The following is a 26946-nucleotide window of genomic DNA, read 5'->3' as shown; positions in this document are numbered from 1 at the left end:
ATGCGCACGCTGATCAAGGGCGGCACGGTGCTGTCCACCACCGGGGCGAGCCGCGCGGACGTGCTCGTCGAGGGCGAGACGATCGCCGCGGTCGCCGCGCCCGGGCTGTTCGGCACGGCCGACGAGGTGATCGACGCGACCGGGAAGTACGTGATGCCCGGCGGGATCGACGCCCACACGCACATGGAGATGCCGTTCGGCGGCACGTTCTCGCACGACACCTTCGAAACCGGGACGATCGCGGCCGCCTGGGGCGGCACCACCACGATCATCGATTTCGCGGTGCAGCCCAAGGGATCGACGCTCCAGCCGACGCTGGACAAGTGGCACGAGAAGGCCGGCGGCAACTGCGCCGTCGACTACGGCTTCCACATGATCCTGTCCGACGTCAACGACACGACGCTGAAGGAGATGCAGACCTGCATCGACGCCGGGGTGTCCAGCTTCAAGATGTTCATGGCCTACCCGGGCGTGTTCTACTCCACCGACGGCGAGATCCTGCGCGCGATGCAGCAGGCGACCGAGACCGGCGCCACGATCATGATGCACGCGGAGAACGGCATCGCGATCGACCAGCTGGTCGCGCAGGCGCTGGCCGAGGGCAAGGGCGATCCGGTGCAGCACGGGCTGACCCGGCCGCCGGAGCTGGAGGGCGAGGCGACCTCGCGGGCGATCCGGCTCGCACAGGTGACCGGTGCGCCGCTCTACATCGTGCACCTGTCGGCGTCGCAAGCGCTTGCGGCCGTCGCGGAAGCCCGCAACACCGGGCAGAACGTGTTCGCCGAGACCTGCCCCCAGTACCTCTACCTGTCCATCGAGGACCTCGCCAAGCCGGGCTTCGAGGGCGCGAAGTACGTGGCATCCCCGCCACTGCGGGAGAAGTGGCACCAGGGCGACCTGTGGCGCGGGCTGCGCACGAACGACCTGAGCGTGGTGTCGACCGACCACTGCCCGTTCTGCTTCAAGGACCAGAAGGAGCTCGGCCGGGGGGACTTCTCGAAGATCCCCAACGGGATGCCGGGGGTCGAGCACCGGATGGACCTGTTGCACCAGGGTGTGGTGGCCGGCGAGATTTCGCTGGGCCGGTGGGTCGAGGCGTGCTCGACCACCCCGGCGCGCATGTTCGGCCTGTACCCGCGCAAGGGCGTGATCGCGCCCGGCTCGGACGCCGACATCGTGGTCTACGACCCGGCGGCGAAGCAGACGCTGTCCGCCGAGACCCACCACATGAACGTGGACTACTCGGCGTACGAAGGCTTCGAGATCACCGGCAAGGTCGAGACGGTGCTCTCCCGCGGCAGGGTGATCGTGTCGCCGTCCGGGTTCTCCGGCAGCGCCGGGCACGGGAAGTTCCTGTCCCGGGACCTGTGCCAGTACCTGAACTAGGGAGCCGTCATGGACTTCGGTGTGGTGCTGCAGACGGATCCGCCCGCGCGCGAGGTGATCCGGCTGATGAAGGCCGCGGAGGACTGCGGGTTCGGCTACGGCTGGACGTTCGACTCCGTGGTGCTGTGGCAGGAGCCGTTCGTCATCTACTCGCAGATCCTGGCCGCCACCTCGGCGATGACGGTCGGCCCGATGGTGACCAGCCCGGGCACCCGGGACTGGTCGGTGCTCGCGTCGTTGTTCGCCACGCTCAACGACATGTTCGGCAACCGCACGGTGTGCGGGATCGGGCGCGGCGACTCGGCGCACCGGGTGATCGGCAAGCGTCCGTCCACATTGGCCACGGTCCGGGACGCGATGCACGCGGTCAAGGAGCTGGCCGAGGGCCGGGAGGTCGTGCTCGGCGACACCCCGGTGCGCATCCCGTGGGTGCGCGGCGGGCGGCTGGAGATGTGGATGGCCGGCTACGGGCCGAAGGCGCTGCGGCTGGCCGGTGAACAGGCCGACGGGTTCATCCTGCAGTGCGCCGACCCGGCGATCGCGGAGTGGACCATCGGCTCGGTCCGGGAAGCGGCGCGGGCGGCGGGACGGGACCCGGCCGGCATCACGATCTGCGTCGCGGCGCCCGCCTACGTCGGGGACGACCTGCCGCATCAGCGGGACCAGCTGCGGTGGTTCGGCGGGATGGTCGGCAACCACGTCGCCGACCTGGTCGCCCGCTACGGCGAATCCGGGCCGGTGCCGCACGAGCTGACCGACTACATCCGCGAGCGGCAGGGCTACGACTACGCCCATCACGGCAAGGCGGGCAACCCGTCGACCGACTTCGTCCCGGACGAGATCGTCGACCGGTTCTGCCTGACCGGCCCCGCGGGGGCGCACGTGGCGCGGTTGCAGGAACTGGCCGCGCTGGGAGTCGACCAGTTCGCCGTGTACCTGATGCACGACCAGCGCGAACAGACGCTGCACGCCTACGGCGAGGAGATCATCGGCAAGCTGGGATGACCACCCGCCGGGTGGCGGGCAACACCCGCCACCCGGCGCGTCCCGCCCGGGTGACGATGGTGGTCACACCGTCGTGACTCCAGGAGGCCCGATGACCACCAGCACCCCGTACGGCCCGCCGCCCGCGTTCGACCCCGAAGCCGCCGCCATGCTCGCCGTCATCGCCGAGGAGGTCCCGCCCACGGTCACGGCGGACATGATCCCCGCGCTGCGCGCGGCCAGGAGCGCGCGCCTGCCGTCCGACGCGGAGCTGAGCCGGGACGGGCGGCTGGAACTGGTGGACCGGCGGGTGTCGGACGAGGTGTCCGTGCTGGTCGCCCGGCCGGCGGACCTGGGAACGACGGCCCCGGGGATCTTCTGGATCCACGGCGGCGGCATGGTCGTGGGCACCAACCGGGTCGGGATCGAGGAGCCGCTGGACTGGGCCCTCGAACTGGGGCTCGTCGTGGTGTCGGTGGAGTACCGGCTCGCGCCCGAGCACCCGCACCCGGTGCCGGTCGAGGACTGCTACGCCGGGCTGCGGTGGACCTCAGAGCACGCCGGGGAACTGGGCATCGACCCGGCGCGGCTGATCGTGGCCGGCGGCAGCGCGGGCGGTGGCCTGGGCGCCGCGGTCGCCTTGATGGCCCGGGACCGCGGCGGACCGCGGCTGGCGGGTCAGCTGCTGATCGCGCCCATGCTCGACGACCGCAACGAGACCCCGTCCACCCACCAGATGAAGGGGCTCGGCGTGTGGGACCGCACGTCGAACGAGACCGGCTGGACGGCCCTGCTGGGTGAGGCGCGGGGCGGCCCGGACGTCTCCCCCTACGCCGCCCCCGCGCGGGCGACGGACCTGTCCGGGCTGCCGCCGGCGTTCATCGACGTCGGCTCGGCCGAGTCGTTCCGCGACGAGGACGTCGACTACGCCCGGCGCATCTGGCTCGCCGGCGGCTCGGCGGAGCTGCACGTGTGGCCGGGCGGCTACCACGGGTTCGACGCGTTCGCGCCGCGGGCCGCGCTCTCCCAGGAGGCCCGGGCCACCCGGCTCCGGTGGCTGCGCCGCATGCTCGCGGAGTGACACCATGGTCGCGTGAGAGAGCTGGCAGGGCGGCTGGCCGCACTCGACCCGGAGGCGGGCGCCGCGGTCAAGGTGATCGCCTACTTCGACCGCCTCGTCGACGGGCACGCCGGGCTGGAGGCGCTGGTCCGCGGGGCGGCAACGCTCGCGTCCTGCCCCGCCCGCCTGGACGTGCCGGGGCACCGCGTGCGGGTGACCGCGGACGGACGGCGGTCGGCCCCCGGCGGTGAGATCGACCCGGAGTGGCCCGGCGTGGGCGGGGTGTGGCTGGAACGACCGGGCCCGGCCTCCGCGGTGGACGCGATGATCCTGGAACGCGCCGCCGCCGCGGTCCGCCTCGTGCTGGACCGGAACCGCGTGCCCGAGCCGGTCGAGATCGTGCTGGACGAGACGGCCTCGCCGGAGGCGCGGCGGAAGGCGGCGCGGCGGCTGGGCCTGTCGTCGACCGCGCGCGCCGTCGCCTACGCCGACGGGACCACGGGCGTGGTGATCACCGCGCCCGCCGGTGCCCGCGCGGGCATCGGTCCCCTGGTGCCGGTGCTGGACCTGCCCGCGTCGCTGGCCGCGGCCCGGACGGCGTTGCGGTTCACCGCCGAGGGCACGCCGGAGGACCCCGGCCCGCGCGTGGTCCGGTTCGACGAACTGGGCGGGCTGGCGGTGCTCGCCGAGGCCGTCGGACCGGGCAGCGAACCGGTGCCGGACGTGCGCGCGCTGGAACGCGCGGCCGCGTGCGCGCCGTGGATGCTCGCCACGCTCGACGCCGTCGCCACCAGCGCGAGCCTGCGCGCGGCCGCTGCCGCGCTCACCGTGCACCACTCGACGCTGCAGGACCGGTTGGCTCACGCGAAGACCGTGCTGGGCTGGTCAGTGCACGAGCCGTGCGGGCGCCTGCGGTTGCAGCTCGCGCTGGCGCTGCGGCGGCTGCACCGTCAGACGACCGCCTGATACACCAGCTGCCGCAGGTACTGCCGGATCGGGTGGGTGTTCGACGGCAGCAGCTGCGTGAAGAACAGCGCCGTGATCTCCTCGGCCGGATCGACCCAGAACGCCGTGTTCGCCGCGCCGCCCCACGCGTATTCGCCCTTGCTGGACAAGGTTTTCGCCTTCACCGGGTCCTCCAGCACGGAGAACCCGAGCCCGAACCCGAACCCGTCGAAGGGCATTTCGGCGAACAGCGGCCGGCCGTAGGCCTCCAGGTCCACGCCACCGGGCAGGTGGTTGCTCGCCATGAGGCCGACCGTGCGCGGGCCGAGCAGCCGGACGCCGTCGAGTTCGCCGCGGCCCAGCAGGAACTGGGTGAACCGGTGGTAGTCGGCCGCGGTGGACACCAGCCCGCCACCGCCGGACAGGCAGGCGGGTTTCGCCAGGCCGCTCCGGCCGAAGGCGTCGTTGCGGACCGCCTTGCGCGTGCTGGGATCCGGCACGTACAGCGCGGCGAACTTCTCGGTGGAGTCGGTGGCGAAGCCGGTGCTGCCCATGCCCAGCGGCTCGAACACCCGCCGCGCGAAGAACTCGTCGAGCGGCTGCCCGGACACCACTTCGATCAACCGGCCGAGAACGTCGGTGGCCACGGAGTAGTTCCACTCCGCGCCCGGCTGGAAGGCCAGCGGCAGCTCGGCCCACCGCCGCGTGCACTCGGCGAGGTCGGCGCCGGGCGGGGTGCCCCACTCGAAGCCGTGCGCGCGGTAGATCGCGTCGACCGGATGCGCGTGGTGGAAGCCGTAGGTGAGCCCGGCGGTGTGGGTGAGCAGGTGCCACACGCGGATCGGCTCGGTGGCCGGTTCGGTGACCGGTTTGAGCGCCGAGCCCTTGACGTACACGCGCGGCGCGGCGAACTCGGGCAGCCACCGCGCGATCGGGTCGGTGAGCTCGAAGGCGCCCTCCTCGTACAGGATCATCGCGGCGACGGAGGTGACCGGCTTGGTCATCGAGAAGATGCGCCAGCGCGTGTCCACCTCCACCGGAAGGCCCGCTTCGACGTCCCGGTGCCCGCGCCGCGCGACGTAGGCGATCTTGCCGCGCCTGCTGACCACGGCGAGCCATCCGGGCAGCAGCCCGTCGTCGACGTACCGGGCGAAGTGCGCCTCGATCCGGTCCAGCCGCCGCGGGTCGAACCCCACCTCGGCGGGGTCGGTGTCCACCTTCAGCTCCATCGCCATGATCTCGTTCTACTCCAGCCGGGCTTGACAGACCAGATCCACGGCTGACATCGTTTAGTTATGCGCATAACTGGCCAGGGCCGGCCACGCCGGGTCTCGCAGGCGGACATCGCGCGCCGCGCCGGGGTCACCCAGGCGGCGGTATCGCTGATCCTGCGCGACAAGGCGACGACGATCCCGGAGGAGACCCGGCGGCGGGTGCTCGACATCGCCCGGGAGATGGGCTACCGCGCCGATCCGCTCGCGCGTCGCCTGGCGAAGGGGCGCAGCCAGCTGCTCGGGATCTTCACCTACGAGCGCGTGTTCGGCACCGCGCAACGCAGCCTCTACCACCCGTTCCTGCTGGGCATCGAGGAAGCCGCCGAGGAGTCCGGGAACGACCTGCTGCTGTTCACCAGCGCCGCGATGTCCGGGCCGGTGCGCAGCATCTACGCCGGCGGTGAGAACAAGCTGCGCCTGGTGGACGGCGCCGTGCTGCTCGGGCGGGACGAGATCCCCGCCGACCTGGAGCAGCTGGTCGCCGAGCAGTACCCGTTCGTCTTCATCGGGCGGCGGTTCCTCGACGACGGGCGCGAGGTGCCCAACGTGTCGCCGGACTACCGGGGCGCGGGGCGCGTGCTGGCCGGCCGGATCGCCGCGCTCGGCCACCGCGAGGTCCGGTACGTGGGCGCCAATTCCGGTCTGCCCGCCACCGCCGACCGGCTCGCCGGGCTGCGCGACGGCGATCTCGTGGTGTCGTCGTCCTTCCCCAAGCTCGACGAGATCTCCCCCGCGTTCGTGCGGGAACTGCGCGAGAGCGGGGTCACCGCCGTCGTCGCCGAGAACACCGGCTACGCCGAGGCGGTGCGGACAGTGGCCCCCGGCCTGCCGATCGCCGTGGCCGGGATCTCCGAGGAGAGCGCGGACGAGCACTGGTCCGGCTACGGCATTCCCGGCCGCCTGGTCGGCCGCCGCGCGCTGGAGCAGCTGCTGGCCGCGGTGGAGGGCGGCGGCGACGCGATCAGCACCGTCGAGTGCCCCCAGCACGAGGGGACCACGCTCACCCGCGCCTGAGACTGACGACCCCAACGGAGAGGTTGCATGAGAAAGCGATGGGGGCGCCTGTTCGCCGTCTCCGCGGTCGCGCTGACCGCGGCCTGCGGGATCGGCGACCGCGCCGGCGCCGACACGGTCACCATGACCGTCTGGACGTCCAACCAGGAACAGCTGGGCCTGCTCAACCGGCTCGCCGGGGAATTCTCGGCCCAGCACGGCGGCACGCCGGTGCGGATCCAGACCGTGCCGCAGGCCGATTACACGACGAAGGTGTCCGTCCGGCTCGCCGGTGGTGACCCACCGGACCTCGGCTGGCTCGGCGCGCCGGACGCGGTCGGCATGGCCGCCACCGAGGTGCTCGCCGACGTCGGGCCCGCCCTGCGCGCGGACCCCGCGTACCGGCTGGGCGACTTCGTGCCGAGCGCCTTCACGAACTGGCAGGACGGGGACGCCGTGTACGGGGTGCCGTTCTCGACCAGTCCGTTCTTCGTCGTCTACAACCGGGACTTCTTCGCCCGGGCCGGTCTGCCGGATCCCGCGGAGCTGGCCGCGCGCGGCGAGTGGACGTGGGACCGGCTGGCCGGTCTCGCGCGCGAGTTGCAGTCGACGTTGCCGAGCGGGAGCTATGTGTTCCAGAGCAACGAAGGCAGCCTGTACGGGCCGCTGCCGGTGTCGTGGCCGACGCTGGACCCGCTGCTGCGGGCCTACGGCGCGCGCTTCGCTTCCGGGGATGAGTGCACAATGGACTCATCGGAAGCCGCGCGGGCAATCGGAACTTTGCACCGCATGGCGTTCGCCGACGGCACCGCGGTGCCGCCCGGCGCGCAGGCGGACTTCTACGCCGGCAACGCGGCGCTGACGATCACCCAGCTCTCCCGGTTGTCGCAGCTGAAGGGCGCGAAGTTCCAGTACGGTTTCGCGCCGCTGCCCGCCGGCCCCGGCGGGCAGCCGCAGGTGACCGGGCAGGCCGGGCTCGTGGTGTTCCAGCAGGCGCCGCACCGCGACCTGGCGATCGAGTTCCTGAAGTTCCTCACCAGCGAACGCTCGATGCGCGAGCTGGCCCGGTTCTTCCCGCCCCCGCGCCAGTCCGTGCTCGCCGACGCCACGCAGGTGTACGCCGGGACCGCGCTGCCGCCGGACGCGGTCACGAACATCCTGGTGCCGGGCATCACCGAGGGGCAGGCGTTCCAGTACCCGCGCACCTGGCCGGAGATCAAGACCGCGGCGCAGCCGGTGTTCGACGAGCTGTGGTCGCCCGGCGCGAACGTGCCGGAGGCACTGTCCGAACTGTGCGGCGAAGTCGGCCCGTTGCTGCGCGAGAAGAGTTAGGGGGACGTCGTGGTCGCACGGCGCCGCGTCCGCGAGACGCTGACCGGTTACCTGCTCATCACCCCGCAGATGATCGGGTTCATCCTGTTCGTGCTGGTTCCGCTGGTGTCCATCGTGGTCCTGTCGTTCAGCCACACGGACCTGCGTGCCGGCGTGTCGAAGCCCGCGGGGTGGGCGAACTACCGCGAGCTGTTCACCGAGGACGCCACGTTCTGGCATTCGCTGGCGGTCACCGGGGTGTTCGCGCTCGGGCTCGTGGTGATCAACGTCGGGTTGTCGCTCGGGCTCGCGCTCGTGCTCTACCGGCGCCCGCCGGGGGCCGAGGTGTTCCTCACGCTCGCCTTCCTGTCCGTGATCACCTCGCAGGCGGCGTGGGCGCTGGTGTGGCGGTTCCTGTTGCAGGGCAAGGGCGGCGGGGTCAACGAGTTCCTGTCGGTGTTCGGGATCACCGGGCCCAACTGGCTGTTCGAGGCCCAGCCGTCGCTGGCGGCGGTGACCGTGGTGGCGGCGTTGAAGACGGTCGGGCTCAAGGCGGTGATCTTCCTCGCCGCGCTGCGCAACATGCCGTCGGAGACCCTGGAGGCCGCGCGGCTGGACGGCGCCAGCGAGTGGCGGGTGACCCGGCACATCGTGCTGCCGCTGATCGCGCCGACGACGCTGGTGGTCGTGCTGATCACGTTCATCGGGTCGTTCCAGGTGTTCGACTACATCCAGCTGATGACGCACGGCGGGCCGGCGCACGCGACGTCGGTGCTCGCCTACTACCTGTACGAGCAGGCGTTCCAGCTGTTCCGGACCGGGTACGCGAGCGCGATCGCCGTCGTGCTCTTCGGACTGACGCTGCTCCTGGTGGCGGCGCAGTGGTGGGCGCGGAGGAAGTGGGTGCACAGTGAGTAGGACCGTCAGCCGCGTGCTCCGGTACGCGTTCCTCGTGGTGTTGTCGGTGCCGCTGGTGTTCCCGTTCCTGTGGATGATCGCCAGCGCGCTGAAGCTGCCCGGCGACGTGCTCGCGTCCCCGCCGCAGCTCATCCCCCGCGACGTCACGCTGGACAACATCCGGGACGTCTTCGCGTTCCAGCCGTTCGCGCGGCAGATCTACAACAGCCTCTACATCGCGGTGCTGGTCGCGCTGTTCACGTGCGCCCTGTCGCTGCTGTCCGGCTACGCGTTCGCGCGGCTGCGCTTCCCCGGGCGCAACGTGATCTTCTTCCTGTTCCTGAGCGCGCTGATGCTGCCGGTCGAGGTCACGCTGATCCCGAACTTCACGCTGATGAAGGACCTCGGGCTGGCCGACACGCACGTGCCGCTGCTGGCGCTGCCGGTGTTCGGCGCGACCGGGGTCACCGGGATCTTCCTGATGCGCCAGTTCATCCAGTCGATCCCGGTCGAGCTGGAGGAGGCGGCGATGATCGACGGCATGGGCCGGGCGCGGATCCTCCTGAGCCTGATCCTGCCGCTGACCCGCCCGATGCTCGGCACGATCGGCATCATCGCGTTCCTGTACAGCTGGAACTCATTCCTGGAGCCGCTGGTGTTCGTCAACCGCAGCGAGCTGTACACGGTGCCGCTCGCGCTGACCGCGCTCACCGACACCAGCGGCAACCCGTTGTGGGGTCCGCAGATGGCGGCCACGGCGATTTCGACCGTGCCGCTGGTGATCGCCTACCTGGTGGCGCGGCGGCAGATCACCGAGAGCCTCGCCCAGACGGGCGTGAAGTGAGAGGGAGGGCGATGGGTTCCGACTGCGAGGTGCTGGTGGTCGGTGGCGGTTGCGGCGGGGTGGCCGCGGCGCTGTCCGCGGCGATGCTCGGCCGCCGGGTGGTGCTGACCGAGACGACCGGGCGGCTCGGCGGTCAGCTGACCGCGCAGGCCGTGCCGCCGGACGAGAACGCGTGGGTCGAGACGTTCGGCAGCACCCAGTCGTACCGGCTGATGCGGTCCCGGGTGCGTGACCGGTACCGCGCGGACCCCCGGCTGAGCGCGGAGGCGCGGGCGGTGCGCGAGCTGAACCCGGGCGAGGGCTGGGTGAGCGCGTTGTGCGCCGAGCCGGTGGTCGTCGGCGAGGTGCTCGACGAGCTGCTGGCACCGCTGGTGCGGGCGGGCAACCTGGAGATCCGGTACCACCACACGCCGGTCGGCGCGGCGACGACGGGCGACCGGGTGGACGCGGTGGAGTTCGCGTCGCCGGAGGGTGCGGCGTCGGTGAGCGCGTCGTACGTGATCGACGCGACCGAAGAGGGTGACGTGCTGCCGCTGGCGGGGTGCGAGCACGTGCTCGGCTCGGAGAGCGCGGACGAGACGGGTGAGCCGCACGCGCTGGACGGGCCTGCCGATCCGTTGGACCAGCAGGCGCTGACGTGGTGCGCGGCGCTGGAGTGGGACCCGGACGGCTCGCACGTCGTGCCGCGGCCCGCCGACTACGACTTCTGGCGGAGTTACCGGGCGCCGTTCTGGCCGGGACCGCAGCTGGGCTGGACGACGCAGGAACCGGAGACGGGCGAGCCGCTGAGCCGGCCGTTGTTCGGCGAGGGGCAGGACCTGTGGCGGTTCCGGCGGATCCGGAGTGGACGGTTGTGGGATCCGCCGCGGCCCGATGTGACGCTGGTGAACTGGCCGCAGATCGATTACTGGCTGGCGCCGGTGACCGGGGTGGCGCCGGAGGAGCGTGCCACGCGGCTGGCGCAGGCGCGGTCGCTGACGTTGTCCTTCGTGCACTGGTTGCAGACCGAGGCGGGGTATCCGGGCCTGCGGCTGGCCGGTGAGCCGCTGGGCACGCCGGATGGGCTGGCGCTGGCGCCGTACGTGCGGGAGAGCCGCCGGATCCGGGCCGAGTTCACGGTGCTGGAGCAGCACGTCGGGGTGGCGGCGCGCGTGGGGATCGGGCAGGCCGAGCAGTTCGCCGACAGCGTCGGGGTGGGCTGCTACCGGATCGACCTGCACCCGAGCACCGGCGGCCGGGGGTACCTGGACATCGCCTGCCACCCGTTCCAGATCCCGCTCGGCGCGCTGTTGCCGGTGCGGCTGGAGAACCTGCTGGCCGGTGGCAAGTGTCTCGGGGTGACCCACGTGACCAACGGCTGCTACCGGCTACACCCGGTGGAGTGGAACACCGGCGAGGCGGCGGGAGCACTGGCGGCGTTCGCGCTGGAGCGAGGCGTCCCCGCGCGGGCGGTGCGTGCGAAGCCCGGTCTGCTGGCGGATTTCCAGGCGCGGCTGGGGAAGCTCGGCGTGCCCCTGGAGTGGCCGGAAGCGGTGCGCGGCGTCGTGCGGTAGGGGTCCGGAAAATCTGTCTTTCGGTAGATGTGCGGCGGGTTTTCGCGCTCCTAGACTGATCAGCAGACCGCAACCACAATGGACAGAAGGCACACCATGGGGAACCTCCGTTGGCTCCAACCGCCCACTCAGTGGACCGGCGACACCACGAAAACCCGCCCGACACCGCACCGACCACCCGCCAGGGCGAGCGCCCGCCGGCCAGGGAACCCGGCGGGCGATCTCCTCCAGCGGGGCACCGCCGACGTCGCGACCGACGGCATGCAGAAACCCCTGACGCAGGGCGCATTCGCACGCGACAATCGCCCCCGGCCACCGCCTGCACCGACGACTTCCCCCGCCCACGGACAGGTGTCCACCGAGTGCGGCGAACGATCACGGTGCCGCTGCTCAGTCCCAGGTCACCGGGAGCCGGCGCACGCCGTAGATGGTCTCGTCGTGCCGCAACGGCACCTCCTCCGGCGGGACGGCCAGGCGCAGCGTCGGGAAGCGGGTGACCAGCGCCGGGATCGCGACCCGCATCTCGACACGCGCGAGCTGCTGTCCCAGGCACTGGTGGATGCCGTGGCCGAACGCGAGGTGCCCGGCGGCGTGGCGGCGCAGGTCGAGGGTGTCGGGATCGGGGAACCGCTCCGGGTCGCGGTTGGCGGCGTGCGCGGCGATGGTCACGGACTCGCCCGCCTTGATCACCTGACCGTCCAGTTCGACGTCCTCCAGGGCCGCTCGCACTCCCGTGTGGGCGATGGTCAGGTAGCGCAGCAGCTCTTCGACCGCGCTGTCCACGAGGCCCGGATCGTCTCGGAGCGCGGCGAGCTGGGCGGGGTGGCTCAGCAGGGCGAAGGTGCCCAGCGCGATCATGTTGGCGGTGGTGTCCAGACCGGCGCCCAGCAGGAACGCGCCGATGCCGGACAGCTCCTCGTCGGTGAGATCGCTCGTGGTCAGGTCGCCGAGCACGTCGTCGGTGGACTCGGCGCGTTTGGCCCGCACCAGTTCGCGCAGGTAGTCCTGGAGTGCCGCGTGGGCGGCGTACTGCTCCTCGGGCGTGGTTTTCGGGTCCATCTGCCCGGCGACCTGACGCTGGAAGAACTCGCGGTCGGCGTAGGGCACGCCGAGCAGCTCGCAGATCATCACGGCCGGCACGGGATGCGCGTACGCCTGGACCAGGTCCACCGACGGCCCGTGCTGGGCCATGGCGTCGAGGTGCTCCGCGGCGACTTCTTCGACCCGCTCGGTGAGCTGGCGCATCCGGCGGACGGTGAACTTCCCGGCGAGCAGTTTGCGGTAGCGGGTGTGTTCGGGCGCGTCGATGCCGGTGAGGTCGCCGACGGGGGCCGGCGGCACGTCGGCGGGTATGCCCGGGAGCGGGAAGTGCATGAGCTCGTAGCGGGAGGTGAACCGGGAGTCGCCCAGTACGGTGCGGGCCTGGGCGTGCCCGGTGACCAGCCAGCCGCGGTGCCCGTCCGGGTACTCCATGCGCACGAGTGGTTGCCGTGCCCGGATTTCGCCCAGTTCCGCCGGCGGATCGAAGGGGCAGCCCGCCGGGCGTGCGGTGGGCATCGAGGTGAGTTCGTCCTGTCGCATGACCAGAGCCTGCGGGCGAGCGGTTTCACCACGACTTCAAAACGGTTTCGGCGACGCCGCTCACATCCCGTCAGACGGGCGCCCCCACGCCACGGACGAGGCGAGGCCGGGCGGCCTCCGGCGCCGCAACCAGGGCTGCTCGCCGGCCGTCTCGCGCGGTGGCCGCCGCAGTAGCGGGTGCACGCCCGGGGCAACCAGCCAGATGACCCGTCGAACCGCCCGCCGCCCGCCTCGCGCGGTCGGCGCCGGAGTAACGGGTGCACGCCCCAGATGAACCAGTCGGGCAGCCCGAAACCGACACGCCACTCGCCAACCCTCGCGGGGCCGCCGCAGTAGCGGCTGCACGCCCGAGGCAACCAGCCAGATGACCCCAAACCCGCAGGCCACTCGCCGGCCGTCCCGCGTGGTGGTCGCCGCGGTAGCGGCTGCACGCCCCAGATGAACCAAGGCAGCCGTCAACCCGCGCTTCACTCGCCGCTCCTCTCGCGCGATGGCCGTCGCAGTAGGAAGTGCACGCCCGAGACGGATCAGCCAGGCGACCCTGAACCCGCACGCCAGTCGCCGACCGCCTCCGCCCTCCCGCGATGGCCGCCGCAGTAGCGGGTGCGCGCCCCAGATGACCCCCGCGCCGCCGCCCGGGCCGGCCGCCTGTGAACCAGCGGCGACCGGCCACCCCCGGGCAGGACCGGCACCCCCGAGCAGAGCCAGCCACCCTGGGCAGAGCCAGCCACCCTGGGCAGAGCCAGCCACCCTGGGCAGAACCGGCACCCCCCGAGCAGAACCAGCCACCCCGCGCAGAACCAGCCACCCCACCCCACCCCGGCTCGACACCTCCATAGGGACACTCCCCCGCCGGCAGGACCGGCCCCCTCGATCAGGACCGGCCGCCGCTGGTCGGCGCGTCTCCGCTGTCAGGGCTGCCGCGCGAGGATCCGGGTCATCGCCTGGCGCAGCTCGTCCTCGGGCTGTCGCGGCAGCTCCCGCGCGCGCCAGGCCACGAAACCGTCCGGCCGGACGAGCGACGCTCCCGTCGCCGTGACGCCGTACGCACCGGGAAAGCGGTTCTCGGCATCGGTGTACTCGGCGCCGATCCGGTGGGCGGCGAGATCGACGTCGAGCGCGGCGGCGACTGCCTTGGCAGCATCGGTCCACGCCGCACCGTCGGCACCGGCCAGCAGGGTGAAGCCGCCCGCGCACAGATCCACAGTGGACACGCGCCGGCCGGCCCTGGTCAGCCACAGGTGCGGCGCGCGCAGCCCCGGACGCCCACCGGCCGTGCGCGGGTCCTCGACCCGGTCCGCCGGCGAGGGGGTGTCGGCCAGCACGGCCGGCGAGTCGTACCGGTAGCCGAAGATCATGGCCATGTCGTCGACCCGCGTCGCCTCCTCCCCGGAGCCTTCCCGGCGGTCCTGCAGCAACTGCATCGCGGTTTCCATCGTGACCTGGGCGACCGGGCGCCGCTCGGCCTCGTAGGTGTCCAGCAACCCGGCGCCCGCCTGACCGCGCACCACTGCGGCGAGCTTCCACGCCAGGTTGTGCGCGTCCGCGATCCCGGTGTTCGCGCCGTAGGACCCGGACGGCGGCACGACGTGGGCCGCGTCGCCCGCGAAGAACACCCGCCCGGACCGGTACCGCTGGGCCACCCAGGCACCGATCCGCGTCGTCGTCACCTTCTGGGTCCACTCGGGAACCGGGGAGACCAGCTCGACCTCCAGGTCGGGGAGGCCGACGGCGAGCCGCGCGTACTCGGCGCACCTCTCCTCGGTGAAGTCCTCCGGCGTCTCGCCCTGCTCGGGCTGGTACGGGATCGCCAGCGCCCACCTGCCGTCCTCGTTCAGCGGGCTCAACGTCGCCCCCGGCCGAGGCTGGTCCAGATAGGCGAGCAGGAACCGGCGCTCGCGGCTCGCGGCGCTGAGATCGGCGTCGAAGATGAAGTTGACGACGTTGATGAAGACACCGGGGCCGTCCGCACCGACGCCGAGCCGGTTCCGGATGTGCGCACGGTTGCCGTCCGCCGCGATCAGGTAGCGGGCCCGGATCCGCTGCTCGTCCCCGCCGGCCACGTCCCGGACCACCGCGGTGACACCGTCGCCCTCTTCGGTGAACGACACCAGCTCGGTGCCGAAGCGCACGTCGGCCCCGCTGCTGTCGGCGGCCACGCGGATGACGCGCTCCAGCTCGTCCTGGTCGATCATCGCCCAGTCGGTCGGGCTCAGCCCCTCCGGCGGCCGGACCTGGGCGAGCAGGTCGGCGCGGAAGCGCTCCGGGCCGGTCAGCGTCTCCGCGCCGATCATCTCCGGGTAGTCGACCAGGAACGAGAGGTGCTCGCGGATGGTGCCCTCCAGACCGAGCGACCGGTAGATCTCCATCGATCGCGGGCTGAAGGCCCGGGCCTGGGGCAGGATCGCCGTCGACGGATGCCGTTCGACGAGGATCGGGCGGACACCCGCCCGCGCGAGGAAGACCGCCGCGGAGAGGCCGGTGATACCGCCTCCCACGATCAGCACGGGGGTCTCGTACTCCGTCGGTCCAGTCATCGAGGTGCCGCTCCTGTTCGTTGTCCAGTGTTCCACCCCATAATCAAACGATCGCATCACTGTGTCAACCATTTGAATGATTGAGTCCACCTGATGACTAGTCGAGAGGTCGTCGAGCAGGCGTCGAGCCGCGGTCGCGACGATGCCCGGGACCGCGCACCGCGCTTCGAGGAAGTGGTTGTGATGACCGAGTCCACCCCGTGCCCGATGCCGCTGGGCCGGAAGACCCCGCTGGACCCGCCGCCGGAGTACACCCGTCTCCGCGCGGAGTCCCCGGTCTGCCCGCTGGCGCTGCCCGACGGCAACACGGGGTGGCTGATCAGCGGTTTCGACGAGGTGACCGCCGCGCTCGTGCACCCCGCGGTGAGCGCTCAGCGCAAGTTCCAGACCAACGTGTCCGCGGTGACGCTGACCGCCGGGGAGTGGGAGGCATCCGGGTTCGGCACGTCGTTCATCGGCATGGACCCGCCCGAGCACACCCGCTACCGCCGCCTGCTCACCGGCCTCGCGGCTGAACCTCGGGTCGGCGAGCACCTGCCGGACCTCGGCGTGGGTGGTCACCAGCCAGACCGCGTGCCCGTTGGCGAGCCCGACCCTGGCGACCGGCGCTCGGCTCGCAGGGCGGCGTACTCCTCCGGCGGCCGTAGCGGGTGCTCGCCGGGGAACGGGAATCTCGGCAGTGCCTCGTGCGTCGGCAACACAGTCCCCTCGCTCTCGCCGGTGCTCCTGGTGTGTGCCAGGTTGGCTGGGTGGGCTCGAAACGGCCTAGAGCGCCAGATCGACGTCGTAGTCGCGGAGCCAGAGGTCGAGCTGGAGCACGAGCTCGATGTTCATCCGGCTGTGCCAGCCGAAGGCGATCTCGGAGGTGTCGGTGATCGCGCGCCGGGCAGCGCCGGCGTCGACCAGGGACAGCACGGGCGAGTCGGCGGCGAGCAGCCCGGACAGCTCGCGTTGCAGGGCCCGGGTGTAGGCGGGGTCCTGGGTGACCGGCCACGGGCTCTTCGCCCGCTGCAGGACCCGCTCGGGCAGACGCCCGGCCAGCGCGGCCCGCAGCAGGCTCTTCTCGCGGCCGTCGAAGGTCTTCATCGCCCACGGGACGTTGTAGAGGTACTGGACCAGGCGGTGGTCGCAGAACGGCACCCGCACCTCGAGCCCCGAGTCCATGCTGAGCCGGTCGTCCCGGTCGAGCAGCATCGGCAGCCACCGCGTCACCTGCAGGTAGCACAGCTCGCGCATCCGGTGGTCGAGCGCGCTCTCCCCGTCCGGGTGCGGCGCCTCCGCGCAGGCCTGCCGGTAGCTGTCGGCGTAGTGGCCGGCCATGTCGACCTTGTCGAGCAGGCCGGCGTCCAGCAGGCCGCGTCCCATCCCGGCGGGACGGCACGCCTCGTGCAGCTGCTCCATCGCCACCCACGGGAACGTCGGCGCCTGCGCGTACTCGTCCAGGTGCAGCCAGATGTAGCCACCGAACGTCTCGTCCGCGCCCTCACCGATGAGCGCCACCGTGTTGTGCTGCCGGATGCGCCGGAAGGTGCGGTGCAAGGACACGTCCATGTCCCCGTAGCTGGTGGCCATGTCCTGCGCGCGCACGGCGGCCAGCCGGGTCGCCGGGTCGGTGAGGTCGGCGGTGTTCAGGAGGATGTCCACGTGGTCGGATCCGACGCGCCGCACGACCTCGGCCGCGTACGGTGCGTCCGGTGCGCTGCGGGTGTCGTCCGCGCGGAAGTTGTCGTGGTAGCCCTCGAAACCCGTGGTGACCGTGCGCACCCGGCGGCCGCCCTGCTCGTCCAGGATGGCGGCGGCGACCGCGGTGAGCGCGCTGGAATCGAGCCCGCCGGACAGGGCGGTGCACAGGGGCACATCGGACACCAGTTCGCGGAGGACGATGTCGTCGAGCAGCGTCCGCACCGTGTCGATCGTGGTCCCCAGGTCGTCGGTGTGCGGCTCGGCCCGCAGCTCCCAGTACCGCTGCTCGCGAAGACCGCGACGGCTCACGACCAGGCTGTGGCCCGGTTTCAGCTCGCGCAGGTCGCGGAAGACCGACCGGCCCGGGGTCTTGGCGGTGGACAGCAGCTCACGCAGCCCCTCGCGATCGACCACCGGCCGGATCAGCGGGTTGGCCAGCAGCGCCTTGGGTTCGGATCCGAACAGCACGCCCGAGGGCAGGGGCGCGTAGAACAACGGCTTGATCCCGAGGCGGTCGCGGGCCAGGAACAGCTCCTCGCGCCGCGGATCCCAGACGGCGATGGCGAACATGCCCTCCAGGCGCCGCACGCAGTCCGCGCCCCATTCCCGGTACGCGCGCAACACGACCTCGGTGTCGCTGTCGGTGCGGAACTCGTGCCCGGCGCGGCGCAGTTCGTCGCGCAGTGCCCTGAAGTTGTAGACCTCGCCGCCGTAGGTGAGCACCGCGGAGGTGCGGCCGCCCTCCTCCGCCACCATCGGCTGCGCGCCGCCGGCGAGGTCGATCACGGCGAGCCGGGTGTGGCCGAGTGCGACGTGGCGGTCGAGCCAGAACCCCTCGGCGTCCGGGCCCCGGTTGCGCAACGCCCGCGTCATCGACTCGACCGTGGGGCGTGCGCTGGTCAGGTCCCGGGCGAAGTCCACCCAACCGGTGATGCCGCACATACGGCCTCCAGCGTGTCGCGGAAAGTCGGTCCACCGCATCGTCGGCAGCGGGCCTCGACGGGGACTCGACAGCTCCTCGACGCGCGGGAGCGGGGTGCGCCTACGCCGGGTCCAGCCCGATCAGCCGGGACACCAGTGCGAGCTGGTCGGCGTAGTGGTGGACGAACTCCGGTGACCGGGGGTCGACCCCGCACAGCCCCTCGACGACGTGCGGCAGCGTCGTGGTCGCCATCGCCGCGGCCATCAGCATGATCGTGAGGCAGGCCGGGTCGACCTCGGCGGGCAAGGCGCCGTTCTCCTGCAACGCGGCGATCTCGTCGACGCTGTGCTGCATCCTGGCCGAGCGCGGGGCGTGGTCGGGGTCGCTGTCGGGGCCGTCGTACTCCAGGCCGCTCCACGCCAGCAACCGCACCTCGTCCGGGTTGCTCAGCGCCTCCAGCACGTACCGGCGCAGCTGCTCGGGCAGCGGGGTGCCGGACGGCACCAGCTCGGCCTCCCGCTGCTGCCACCGCTCCGACATGGCCCGGTAGAGCCCTTCCTTGCCGTCGAAGTAGTACGAGATCAGCTGCTGGTTCACCCCGGCCCGGGCCGCGATCGCGCCGATCCGGGCGCCGGCGTACCCGTTCGCGGCGAACTCGGCCGCCGCCGCGTCCAGGATCAGCTTGCGGGTGCGTGCCGGATCGCGCTGCCGCTCCTGGGGGCTCGGTGATCGGCGGGGCTTCGGCTTCGGCGCAGACACGCCCGCGATCATACCTCCCGGCAGCACATTCAACCGGACGTCTAAGTGAATCAAGCAACTGGTTGACACCGCGCGGCGGCCGCGCTGACGATGAGTCTCGTGGAGAGACATCCGCTCAGGTGGTGGGGACTGGCCGTCACGGTGCTGGCCGTGCTCGTGGACATGGTGGACAACCAGATCGTCACGGTCGCGCTGCCGGCCATCCAGCGGCGGCTGGGCGCGGGCGCGCTGCAGTGGATCTCCGCCGGCTACGCGCTGGGATTCGCGCTCACGCTGATCACCGGCGGCCGGCTGGGTGACCGGTACGGCCGCAAGCGCCTGTTCCTGGTGGGGATGACCGTGTTCATCCTCGCCTCGACCGGCGCCGGCCTCGCCCCCGGTGCCGGGATCCGGACGGGCGCCGGGTTCGCCGCGGCCGCCGTGACCGCCATGGCCGTCGCGATCGGCGTGCTGGTGCTCGCGCTGCTGCTGACCGCCGCCCTGCCGCGTCCCCGGCGTGGAGCCCGTTTCGAGCCGCGCTCCACCGCGCGCGGCGAGCATGGTCGCCGTCCTTCGTCCCGGCCGTAGGAGGCCCGACCGTGCACCGGACACTGATCGTCGCCAAACTGAGGAATCCCGACACGCGCCCCATCGCGGAGACCTTCGCCGAGTCCGACGCGACCGAGCTGCCGCACCTGGTCGGCGTGACCCGGCGGACCCTGTTCAGCTTCCACGACCTCTACTTCCACCTGGTCGAGGCCGGGCAGGACATCTCGCCGAACCTGTACCGGGCCCGCAGCCACCCGCTCTACCAGGGCGCGCTCGATGATCCGGCGCAGGGCCGGCGGGCGGGACGAGCCCGGCGGCGGATCGAAGCCGGCGGCATACCCCGCGAGGGTCGCGTAACCGTCCGCGCCGCGTTCCTCGGCGGCGGCAGCGCTCTCGACGATGAGCATCGCTCCCCCCTCCCCCGGAAGGTAGCCGGATGCGTCGACGTCGAACGGCAGGTACGCCCGCGCAACATCATCCACAGTGGACAATCGTCCGCCGGCGAGCTGCGCGACCAGGCCGTACGGGCACAGCGAGGCGTCGGTGCCGCCGGTGACCACCAGGCGGGAGCCACGCCGCACCAGCCGCCGGGCCTGCCCGAGCGCGTCCAGGCCGCCCGCCTGCTCACCGCAGAACACACCGCACGGTCCGCGCATCCCGTGGCGGATCGACACCTGACCGGTGGTGGCCGCGTAGAACCACGCGATCGACTGGTACGCGCCGACCCACGAGGGACCCTTCTGGTACAGCCGCTCCATCTCGTGCTGACCGAACTCGGTGCCGCCGGACGAACTCGCGGTGACCACCGCCATCTCGTACTCCGGCAGATCGGCCGGGTTCACCGCGGCGTCGGCCAGCGCCGCCTCCACCGCCGCCAGTCCCAGATGGGTCCAGTGGTCGGTCTGCGGGATCAGCCTGCCGGGCAACCGCTCCGCGGCGACGAAGCCGGGCACCTGACCGGCCACCCGGACCGGGTACCCGGACGCGTCGAACCGGCTGATGCGGCTGATGCCCGACTTGCCTGCGAGCACCGCCTGCCAGTGCGGTTCGACGCCGATCCCGGTCGGCGCCACGACGCCGATGCCGGTCACCACCGGGGTGGCGGTGGCGGTTGTTCCGTTCATGCCGGCCCTTCCTGCCCTTGTCTGTCCGAAGTGGACGCGATCTCGCCGCGGCCCGCGGTCAGCCCGGCGACCAACGCGCGGCGACCCGCGACGAAGGCGAGCCCGCACGCGATCGCCACGACACCGAGTCCGAGGAAGTAGAGCCATTCCGGGATCACCGCGGCGAGCCGCACCAGGGCACTGCCCAGGCCCCCGCCGAGCCCGGCGAACAACCACAACATGCCGAGCGTGCGCCCGAGGAAGCCGGGCGGGAGCACATCGGCGGCGGCCGAGATGGTCACCGCGGCGATGATGATCTCGCCGCACGCGTGGGTGAAGTAGACGACGACCAGCCACAGCGGTGACACCCGGGTGCCCGGTTCGGTGAGTGCCATCGCGACCGCCATCACCAGGAACCCGGCTCCCACCAGCAGGAGCCCGGTGGCGAGCTTGACCGCGACGTGGTGACGGCCACCGAGCGCGGGCAACGCGACGGCGAGCACCGGCGCCAGCAGCAGCATCAGCAACGGTGTGGCGGCCTGCATCCAGCTCGCCGGGATCTCCACCCCGAGCACGTTCCGGTCCACGTGGTCCCGCGCGAACAGGTTCAGCAGGGACGCGGCGTGCGCGACGATCATCCAGAACAGCGTGGCGCCGAGGTACACGGCGAGGAACGCCCGCAGCCTGCGCCGGTCGTCGCCGTCGAGCGCCCGGTTCCGGTACAGCAGCACGTAGCCGACGATCGGCACGATCACGCTGAGCACACCGACCAGCGCGATGGCCTGCCCGGCGCCGAGCAGGCCGGCCAGCCCCAGCACGATCAGCGCCACCACGAGCACGACACCCGCGATGCCGTACCGCCGAACGACGTGCCGGCGCTCGTCCGGTGTCAGCGGGCGTCCGGGGCGCCGCCCGACGTCGCCGAAGGACCCGGCACTCGCGGTGAGCTGGACCGCGGTGACCAGCAGGACGAACGCCGCGACCGCGAACCCGAGGCTCCAGCTGACCCGCTCGCCCAGGTACCCGACCACGACGGGGGCCAGCAGCGCGGAGACCTGAGTCGCCAGGTACATCAGGGAGATGCCCCGTTCGCGGCCCGCGCTGCCGCCGAACATCAGGTTGATCATCGCCTGGTGGTTCGGCTTGTACACCGCCCCGCCGAGTCCGACCAGCGGCAGGCCGATCACGGCACCCCACCCCGCGGGCACGGCCAGGCACAGGTAGCCCACCACGTTGACCACGCAACCGGCGATGAGCGCTCGCCGGTTGCCCAGAACCCGGTCGCCGAGCCAGCCTCCCGCGAGGGAGAGCATGAACATGAAACCGATCCAGGCGCCGAACAGCGATGCGGCGTCGGCGGTACCCAGACCGAGACCGCCCTCGGCCTCCGGCGCGGAGGCGTACAGCACGAGCGTGGCCTGCAACCCGTAGAACCCGAAGCGCTCCAACGCATCACTGGTGAACAGCGTCCGGTACCAGCGGGGCATCCGGTGCAGCGAGACGGTGCCCGCCGCGCTCATCGCGGCGCACCCGGCGACGAAAGCCCGCAGGCGCGCGCGAGCACGCCGGTGAGCACGCCGCGCCGGTCCGGCACCGGTCCCGGCGCACGCCAGGCCACGAACGCGTCCGGACGCACCAGCACGGCACCCCGGTCGGTGACGCCGTAGGCGTGCGCCCAGTCCCGTCCGGCGCCGGTGAGGTCACCGCCGTCGCCGATCAGGTAGGTCCGAAGTGGAACGGACAGGGCCGTGGCCGCGTCCCGTGCGGCCCGCGCCCACTCCGCACCGCCGGTGCCCGTCAGGAGGACGAAGTCGTCCCAGAACAGGTCCGCGGCCGCGACGCGCTCGTCGTCCCGGTGGAACCAGACGTGCGGAGCGCGCGTGCCGGGTTGCCCGGTCAGCTCGAGTTTCGGGGTGAGCACGGGCGCGGCAGCGTCGCCGCCGGTGATGACGCCGGACTTGTACCGGTACCCGAGGGTGATGATGATGTCGTCCACCATCGCCGCCCGCGTCTTCTCGTCGGCGTGGCCGTGCCGGATCCGGTTGCGCACCATCGCCTGCTCCGCCATCGCCTCGCCGACCAGGCGCCGCTCGGCGTCGTAGCTGTCCAGCAGGGCCTCGCCAGCCCAGCCGCGCAGCACCGCGGCGAGCTTCCACGCGAGGTTGTGCGAGTCGTGGATCCCCGTGTTGGCCCCGAATCCGCCGGCGGGCGGGTGCAGGTGGGCGGCGTCCCCGGCGAGGAACACCCGGCCGCGCCGGAAGGTCTCGGCGACCAGTTGCGCGCCGTGCCACGGCACCTTGGCCACGATCTCGACCTTCATGTCGGCCTTGCCCGCGGCCGTCCGGACGATGCCGGCACACCGCTCGTCGGTGTAGTCCTCCGGCGTCTCCCCACGCTCCGGGTAGTACAGCGGCGCGGCCAGCCAGGGGTCGACGCCGTGCAGGCGGGACAGACCCATCAGCGTCCCGGGCGCGGCGGTGGCGTAGCACAGGATGAACTTGCGCCCCTTGAGCAGCTCCTCCAGTTCAGGGGCGCGGAAGTAGATGCTGAGCGCGTTGAAGACGGTTCCCCGGCCGGAACGGCGCAACCCGAGCACTTCGCGGGTCCGGCTGCTCGCCCCGTCGGCACCGATCAGGTAGTCGGCGAGCACGGTGGTCTGCTCACCGGTCCGCGTGTCCTGCACCACCGCGGTCACACCGTCGTCGTCCTGGCCGAACGACAGCAGGCGCGTGCGGAACCGGACGTCGGCGCCCGCGTCCCGGGCCAGTTCGACGAGCACCCGCTCGTACCGGTCCTGGCCGCAGCCCATCACCCGCTCCGGGCTGATGTCCGGCCCGTCCAGCGAAGGCTTTTCGAGAACCACGGCGTCGTCGATCTCGGCGAAGGTCCGCACCTGCAGGATGCCGCCCTCGAAGTAGGCGTGCGAGTCGCCCACCTCGAGCGACCTGATCGCGTCGCTCACCCCGGCGGCGCGGAAGAACTCCATGGTGCGGGCCTGAAGTCCGGGCGCCCGCGGCAGCTGGGAGGTCGCTTCCCGTTTCTCGACCAGCATCGTCGGCACACCGTGACGGCCGAGGAACAGCGCGCTGGACAACCCCACCGGCCCGCCGCCGACGATCAGCACGGGAACTCTCACGTGGTTCATGTAGGTCTTCCTCAGTTTCGGCCAAGAGACGACCTCAACTGAGTAGTGCGCGCCACTCGAAGTTCCCTGGCGTCCCGGGCAGGAAGAACCGCGACGTGCACGAACCAGGGGGCGCTGCCGACGGGCCGGCGTGGAAGAAGGGGGTGCGCGATACTGGGATCGAACCAGTGACCCCTACCGTGTCAAGGTAGTGCTCTCCCGCTGAGCTAATCGCGCGGAATGGACCCGGGTGGGTCTCGAGAGCGGACGACGGGATTCGAACCCGCGACCCTCACCTTGGCAAGGTGATGCGCTACCAGCTGCGCTACGTCCGCCTGCGCCGGGGATCCGGCGCGCTGGAGAAGACAATAACGGATCGCGAAAACGCGCTCGCAAGCACCCGGGGTGACCGGCCGGCACGGCCAGTCACCCCGGCCGTCAGCGGGCGGTGGCCTCCTCGGCGGCGCGCTCCGCCGCCTTTTCCGCTCGCCACTCCTCGTCCGTCTTGCCGCGGCGCCAGTAGCCCGAGATGGACAGCAGGTCCTTGCGCACACCACGCTCGCCGAGCAGGTACCGGCGCAGCTCCTTCACGAAACCGGCCTCGCCGTGGACGAAGGCCTGCACCGTGCCCGGGAGGAACTCCAGGGCACGCACCGCGGCCACCAGGTCGTCGCCCGCGGAGCGGTGCAGCCACCGGATCTGCGCGTCGCCCTTGGTGGCGAGCGGCTGTTCCTCCGAGGGGTCCGCCACCTCGATGAACACCTTCACCGGCACGCCCGCCGGCATCATCTCCAGCGCCACCGCGATCGCCGGCAGGGCGCTCTCGTCGCCGGCCAGCAGGTGCCAGTCCGCCTCCTCGCCGGGCGCGTAGGCCCCGCCCGGACCGAGCAGCAGCAGCTCGTCCCCCGGCCGCGCGGCCGCCGCCCACGGGCCGCCGAGCCCCTGGTCGCCGTGGTGCACGAAGTCCAGCGCCAGCTCCCCAGCGCGCGGGTCGTAGTAGCGCACGGTGTAGGTCCGCATCACCGGCCACTGCTCACGCGGCATCTCGGCGCGGATGACACCCATGTCGAACGGCTCCGGGTACTCCACACCCTCCTGCAGGAACAGCATCTTCACATACGCGTCGGCGAACTCGTTCGGCTGAAAACCGGCCAACCCGGGCCCACCGGCGACGATGCGGATCATGTGCGGTGTCAGCCGCTGGGTGCGCAGCACCCGCAACCGGACCGCCGGCCGGGACTTGCCTGCCATACGCCGCTCCTCACTCCGTCCACCACGTGTGCGGTTAGGCTACCCTAATCCGGCGGGAGTAACCGGCGATCTCGCGGCGCAGCCGCTCGGTGGGCCGACACCCTGCTCCGCGCGCCGGGTATCCAGGAACTCGCTCCGGTAATCACCGCATCCTCGCGCGCACCGGCCCCGTGTCCGGAGTGGACGGTCCTGCGGGATCCGGTTCAGCTGCCCACCGCGGACGTGGAGATCGCCTCCATCACCGCCTCCGCGCCCAGCTCCGTGCTCACCGTGAGCACCGTGCCGCCGTTGAGGAGCCGCCGCACCGTCTTGCCCGGCGGCAGCGGCGTCAACGCCTTGGTCGTGATGGGCACGGGCGCCCCGGCACTGGTCACTGTGATCTCGTAGCACCGCCCGTCCGTGCGCGCCGGCGTCTTCAGCGGCACCTCGGCCGGGCACAGCGTCAGGTACTCGGCCTCCGCGCCGCCGCTCCACTGCCGCACCGTCAGCCCCGCCGGCGCTCGCAGCGTGCGCAGCATCGAATGCACCGGCGTCGGCACGAGCCGGACCGACTTCACGATCTCCAGCAGTCCCGCTTCCGGAAACTGCCTGCTCCCCGTCACGACCGTGACCACCTTGCCGGGCTCGATCCGGAGCTGCGCCCGCGCCGCCCCACCGCTCAGGTACGTCACGGTGCCCGTCCCGGCGACGTCCGGTCCGGCCTCGGAGACGCTGATCTCCATGGTCGTGCCGTAGTACCCCTCGTAGCGACCGCTCGCCGAGCCGCCGGCGACGGTCCAGCTGCTCAGTTCGAGGCTGGGCGGCAGGTTGTCCACCGTGAAGGGCAACGCCGGCGCCGGCACCGGAAGGTCGGCCGCCCCGGCGGCGGCCTCGATCGACTCCGGCTCGCCGGAGGGGCGCAACAGGCTCATCCCGGCGCCGGCCCCGGCGATCACCACCGCCACCGCGGCCGCCGCGCCGGCCACGCGCCGCTGGGTGCGCCGGCGCCGGATCCGGCCGTGCGCCCCGGCGAGCACCGCGTCGGGATCGGGGGCGAGCGCTTCCCGCGTCTTCAGCGCTTCCCTCAGTTTCCGCATGTCGGACATGGTCAGGCCACCTCCATCTCGGCGCCCAGGCGGACCCGCAGCACGGACAGGCCGCGGGAGATGTGGCTGCGCACGGTTCCCACGGCGCAGCCCAGGACCGAGGCGATCTCGTCGTCGTCCCGGTCTTCGTAGAAGCGGAGCACGATGGCGGCCTGCTGCGACCGGCTCAGCCCCGACAGCAGCTCCTTCAGCTGCGCACCGTCGGCGATCCGGCCGGCCGGATCGGCGGCGTGCGGTTCGCGGAACCACGTGGGGTCCGCCACCGGCCGCACCGCCCGCTGGTACCAGCGGCGCCGCCACGACAGGTGCCCGTTGACGACCATCTTCCGCAGGTAGAGGTCCGGCCGGTCGGTCTCGGCGACCCGGGCCCACTTCTCGTGGGCCCGCACCAGCGCCTCCTGCACGAGGTCCTGCGCCAGGTCCGCGTCCCCGGTCAGGACCGCCGCGAACCGCACCAGCCCCGGCAGCTGCTCGCGGGCGAAGTCGTCGAAGTGCACGAACAGCAGATGCGCGCACCGCGCGTGCCGGTTGCACCCGGATCGCACTTTTTCCGGAATGCGATCCGGGTCACACCGCGACGGTTGGAGACCGGTCAATGCGCCGAGGTCACGCGCGACTGCTGTAGCGGAGCACGTCCCCGTCGTCGGAGACGCACGTGAACCCGGCCGCTTCCAGCACCCCCACCGACGCCGGGTTGGCGCGCTCGACCCGGGCCGACACGCTGCGCACCACCGGCGAGGTGAGGGCGAACCGGGTCAGCGCCGCCGTGGCCTCCACGGCGTAGCGGCGTCCGCGGCGGCTGGGCACGATGCCGTAGCCGATCTCCACGACGCCGTCCTCGGGCGGCCAGAACAGGCCGATCGACCCCACGACGAGCCCACTGGCCCGCTCGACGATCAGGTGGTGCCCGAACTCGGCGAGCCAGTCCGGGCGCTCGGCGAGCAGCCCGGCGATCACGACGTCACCCTCCGCGGGGAAGTCGGCGGCCCAGTCCGGCAGGCGGTCACCCGCGCGGACGGCGGCGGCCTCCGCCGAAGTCCACGGGCGCAGCAGCAGACGACCAGTGCTCAAGGACAAGGAAAACTCCTGGTGAGAGAAAACGGGCAGGCGAAGGACGGCCGCTGAC

Annotated in this window: 21 protein-coding genes, 2 tRNA genes and 2 pseudogenes; 11 read left to right on the top strand and 14 right to left on the bottom strand. The window is 72.0% G+C overall.

Annotated features, from left to right (window positions below; all coding sequences use genetic code 11):
- The 4 genes from hydA (at position 1) to L1857_RS11980 (ending at position 4396) form a co-directional block, all read left to right on the top strand.
- Positions 1-1386, top strand: coding sequence for a dihydropyrimidinase (gene hydA, locus L1857_RS11995; RefSeq protein ID WP_094008852.1), 1386 nt, complete (start codon positions 1-3; stop codon positions 1384-1386).
- A gap of 9 nt (positions 1387-1395) precedes the next feature.
- Positions 1396-2391: a TIGR03842 family LLM class F420-dependent oxidoreductase gene (locus L1857_RS11990; protein WP_116114201.1), complete on the top strand. Its 996-nt coding sequence runs from the start codon at positions 1396-1398 to the stop codon at positions 2389-2391.
- Positions 2392-2482: 91 nt separating this feature from the next.
- Positions 2483-3451: an alpha/beta hydrolase gene (locus L1857_RS11985; protein ID WP_116114204.1), complete on the top strand. Its 969-nt coding sequence runs from the start codon at positions 2483-2485 to the stop codon at positions 3449-3451.
- A 12-nt stretch (positions 3452-3463) separates the two neighbouring features.
- Positions 3464-4396, top strand: coding sequence for a helix-turn-helix domain-containing protein (locus L1857_RS11980; protein WP_249465115.1), 933 nt, complete (start codon positions 3464-3466; stop codon positions 4394-4396).
- On the opposite strand, the gene L1857_RS11975 is transcribed toward L1857_RS11980, so the two are convergent.
- On the bottom strand, positions 4381-5610 hold the full coding sequence (locus L1857_RS11975) for a serine hydrolase domain-containing protein (protein ID WP_116114209.1): 1230 nt from the start codon (positions 5608-5610) through the stop codon (positions 4381-4383). The genes L1857_RS11980 and L1857_RS11975 overlap by 16 nt on opposite strands.
- Before the next feature lie 60 nt (positions 5611-5670).
- Between L1857_RS11975 and L1857_RS11970 the strand changes: the two genes are divergently transcribed.
- Genes L1857_RS11970 through L1857_RS11950 form a run of 5 tightly spaced genes read left to right on the top strand, consistent with a single transcriptional unit; the run spans position 5671 to position 11247 of the window.
- Positions 5671-6663 carry a LacI family DNA-binding transcriptional regulator gene (locus L1857_RS11970; protein WP_116114212.1) on the top strand — a complete coding sequence of 331 codons (993 nt, stop codon included), beginning with the start codon at positions 5671-5673 and terminating at the stop codon, positions 6661-6663.
- A 27-nt stretch (positions 6664-6690) separates the two neighbouring features.
- Positions 6691-7974, top strand: a complete 1284-nt coding sequence (locus tag L1857_RS11965; RefSeq protein ID WP_249465111.1) for an ABC transporter substrate-binding protein — start codon at positions 6691-6693, stop codon at positions 7972-7974.
- 9 nt (positions 7975-7983) lie between these two features.
- Positions 7984-8871 (top strand): carbohydrate ABC transporter permease, encoded by an 888-nt coding sequence (locus tag L1857_RS11960; protein ID WP_249465107.1) that lies wholly within the window; start codon positions 7984-7986, stop codon positions 8869-8871.
- Positions 8864-9694, top strand: a complete 831-nt coding sequence (locus L1857_RS11955; RefSeq protein WP_249465099.1) for a carbohydrate ABC transporter permease — start codon at positions 8864-8866, stop codon at positions 9692-9694. The genes L1857_RS11960 and L1857_RS11955 overlap by 8 nt, the downstream gene beginning before the upstream one ends.
- Before the next feature lie 11 nt (positions 9695-9705).
- Positions 9706-11247, top strand: coding sequence for an FAD-dependent oxidoreductase (locus tag L1857_RS11950; protein WP_116114221.1), 1542 nt, complete (start codon positions 9706-9708; stop codon positions 11245-11247).
- Between the two features lie 390 nt (positions 11248-11637).
- Here L1857_RS11950 and L1857_RS11945 read toward each other — a convergent pair whose 3' ends face one another.
- The 4 genes from L1857_RS11945 to L1857_RS11930 form a co-directional block, all read right to left on the bottom strand.
- Entirely contained in the window at positions 11638-12828 is a 1191-nt protein-coding gene (locus tag L1857_RS11945) for a cytochrome P450 (protein ID WP_094008842.1), read from the bottom strand.
- Between the two features lie 911 nt (positions 12829-13739).
- Positions 13740-15365 (bottom strand): FAD-dependent oxidoreductase, encoded by a 1626-nt coding sequence (locus L1857_RS11940; RefSeq protein WP_249465095.1) that lies wholly within the window; start codon positions 15363-15365, stop codon positions 13740-13742.
- Between the two features lie 765 nt (positions 15366-16130).
- Entirely contained in the window at positions 16131-17990 is a 1860-nt protein-coding gene (gene asnB / locus L1857_RS11935) for an asparagine synthase (glutamine-hydrolyzing) (RefSeq protein ID WP_116114754.1), read from the bottom strand.
- A gap of 100 nt (positions 17991-18090) precedes the next feature.
- On the bottom strand, positions 18091-18729 hold the full coding sequence (locus tag L1857_RS11930) for a TetR family transcriptional regulator (RefSeq protein ID WP_233157530.1): 639 nt from the start codon (positions 18727-18729) through the stop codon (positions 18091-18093).
- Positions 18730-18828: 99 nt separating this feature from the next.
- On the opposite strand from L1857_RS11930, the gene L1857_RS11925 reads away from it, so the two are divergent.
- Positions 18829-19296 carry an MFS transporter gene (locus L1857_RS11925; RefSeq protein WP_205413412.1) on the top strand — a complete coding sequence of 156 codons (468 nt, stop codon included), beginning with the start codon at positions 18829-18831 and terminating at the stop codon, positions 19294-19296.
- Between the two features lie 11 nt (positions 19297-19307).
- Positions 19308-19466: pseudogene (locus L1857_RS11920) on the top strand (TcmI family type II polyketide cyclase); the annotation flags it as partial.
- A gap of 234 nt (positions 19467-19700) precedes the next feature.
- On the opposite strand, the pseudogene L1857_RS11915 reads toward L1857_RS11920, so the two are convergent.
- The 9 genes and pseudogenes from L1857_RS11915 to L1857_RS11875 all read right to left on the bottom strand — a co-directional run.
- A pseudogene (locus tag L1857_RS11915) lies at positions 19701-20381 on the bottom strand (beta-ketoacyl synthase N-terminal-like domain-containing protein); the annotation flags it as partial.
- The gene (locus L1857_RS11910) at positions 20378-21880 is read right to left on the bottom strand and encodes a peptide MFS transporter (protein WP_116114747.1); all 1503 of its coding nucleotides are present in this window, start codon (positions 21878-21880) and stop codon (positions 20378-20380) included. The pseudogene L1857_RS11915 and the gene L1857_RS11910, both read right to left, overlap by 4 nt.
- On the bottom strand, positions 21877-23505 hold the full coding sequence (locus L1857_RS11905) for an FAD-dependent monooxygenase (RefSeq protein WP_116114746.1): 1629 nt from the start codon (positions 23503-23505) through the stop codon (positions 21877-21879). Before L1857_RS11905 ends, L1857_RS11910 begins: the two co-directional genes overlap by 4 nt.
- 144 nt (positions 23506-23649) lie before the next feature.
- Positions 23650-23721 (bottom strand) — tRNA-Val (locus tag L1857_RS11900).
- Between the two features lie 25 nt (positions 23722-23746).
- Positions 23747-23819, bottom strand: a tRNA-Gly gene (locus tag L1857_RS11895).
- A 103-nt stretch (positions 23820-23922) separates the two neighbouring features.
- Positions 23923-24735, bottom strand: a complete 813-nt coding sequence (locus L1857_RS11890; protein WP_249465091.1) for a siderophore-interacting protein — start codon at positions 24733-24735, stop codon at positions 23923-23925.
- A 203-nt stretch (positions 24736-24938) separates the two neighbouring features.
- Positions 24939-25811 (bottom strand): hypothetical protein, encoded by an 873-nt coding sequence (locus L1857_RS11885; RefSeq protein ID WP_249465085.1) that lies wholly within the window; start codon positions 25809-25811, stop codon positions 24939-24941.
- Positions 25812-25822: 11 nt separating this feature from the next.
- Positions 25823-26317, bottom strand: a complete 495-nt coding sequence (locus tag L1857_RS11880) for a SigE family RNA polymerase sigma factor (protein WP_094008831.1) — start codon at positions 26315-26317, stop codon at positions 25823-25825.
- A 109-nt stretch (positions 26318-26426) separates the two neighbouring features.
- Entirely contained in the window at positions 26427-26891 is a 465-nt protein-coding gene (locus tag L1857_RS11875) for a GNAT family N-acetyltransferase (RefSeq protein ID WP_094008792.1), read from the bottom strand.
- Positions 26892-26946: the final 55 nt, after the last annotated feature.

The organism is Amycolatopsis thermalba, assembly GCF_023376025.1.
GTDB classification, from domain to species: Bacteria; Actinomycetota; Actinomycetes; order Mycobacteriales; family Pseudonocardiaceae; genus Amycolatopsis_E; species Amycolatopsis_E thermalba.
The sequence above is the reverse complement of the archived record's forward strand: the minus strand, read 5'-3'. Positions and strand labels throughout refer to the sequence as shown.

What these genes read in the sequence shown, in the direction of transcription:
- hydA (WP_094008852.1), top strand. Translation starts at nt 1, where the DNA reads ATGCGCACGCTGATCAAGGGCGGCACGGTGCTGTCCACCACCGGGGCG.
- L1857_RS11990 (WP_116114201.1), top strand. Translation starts at nt 1,396, where the DNA reads ATGGACTTCGGTGTGGTGCTGCAGACGGATCCGCCCGCGCGCGAGGTG.
- L1857_RS11985 (WP_116114204.1), top strand. Translation starts at nt 2,483, where the DNA reads ATGACCACCAGCACCCCGTACGGCCCGCCGCCCGCGTTCGACCCCGAA.
- L1857_RS11975 (WP_116114209.1), bottom strand. Translation starts at nt 5,610, where the DNA reads ATGGCGATGGAGCTGAAGGTGGACACCGACCCCGCCGAGGTGGGGTTC.
- L1857_RS11970 (WP_116114212.1), top strand. Translation starts at nt 5,671, where the DNA reads ATGCGCATAACTGGCCAGGGCCGGCCACGCCGGGTCTCGCAGGCGGAC.
- L1857_RS11965 (WP_249465111.1), top strand. Translation starts at nt 6,691, where the DNA reads ATGAGAAAGCGATGGGGGCGCCTGTTCGCCGTCTCCGCGGTCGCGCTG.
- L1857_RS11950 (WP_116114221.1), top strand. Translation starts at nt 9,706, where the DNA reads ATGGGTTCCGACTGCGAGGTGCTGGTGGTCGGTGGCGGTTGCGGCGGG.
- L1857_RS11945 (WP_094008842.1), bottom strand. Translation starts at nt 12,828, where the DNA reads ATGCGACAGGACGAACTCACCTCGATGCCCACCGCACGCCCGGCGGGC.
- L1857_RS11940 (WP_249465095.1), bottom strand. Translation starts at nt 15,365, where the DNA reads ATGACTGGACCGACGGAGTACGAGACCCCCGTGCTGATCGTGGGAGGC.
- asnB (WP_116114754.1), bottom strand. Translation starts at nt 17,990, where the DNA reads ATGTGCGGCATCACCGGTTGGGTGGACTTCGCCCGGGACCTGACCAGC.
- L1857_RS11910 (WP_116114747.1), bottom strand. Translation starts at nt 21,880, where the DNA reads ATGAGCGCGGCGGGCACCGTCTCGCTGCACCGGATGCCCCGCTGGTAC.
- L1857_RS11905 (WP_116114746.1), bottom strand. Translation starts at nt 23,505, where the DNA reads ATGAACCACGTGAGAGTTCCCGTGCTGATCGTCGGCGGCGGGCCGGTG.
- L1857_RS11890 (WP_249465091.1), bottom strand. Translation starts at nt 24,735, where the DNA reads ATGGCAGGCAAGTCCCGGCCGGCGGTCCGGTTGCGGGTGCTGCGCACC.
- L1857_RS11885 (WP_249465085.1), bottom strand. Translation starts at nt 25,811, where the DNA reads ATGCGGAAACTGAGGGAAGCGCTGAAGACGCGGGAAGCGCTCGCCCCC.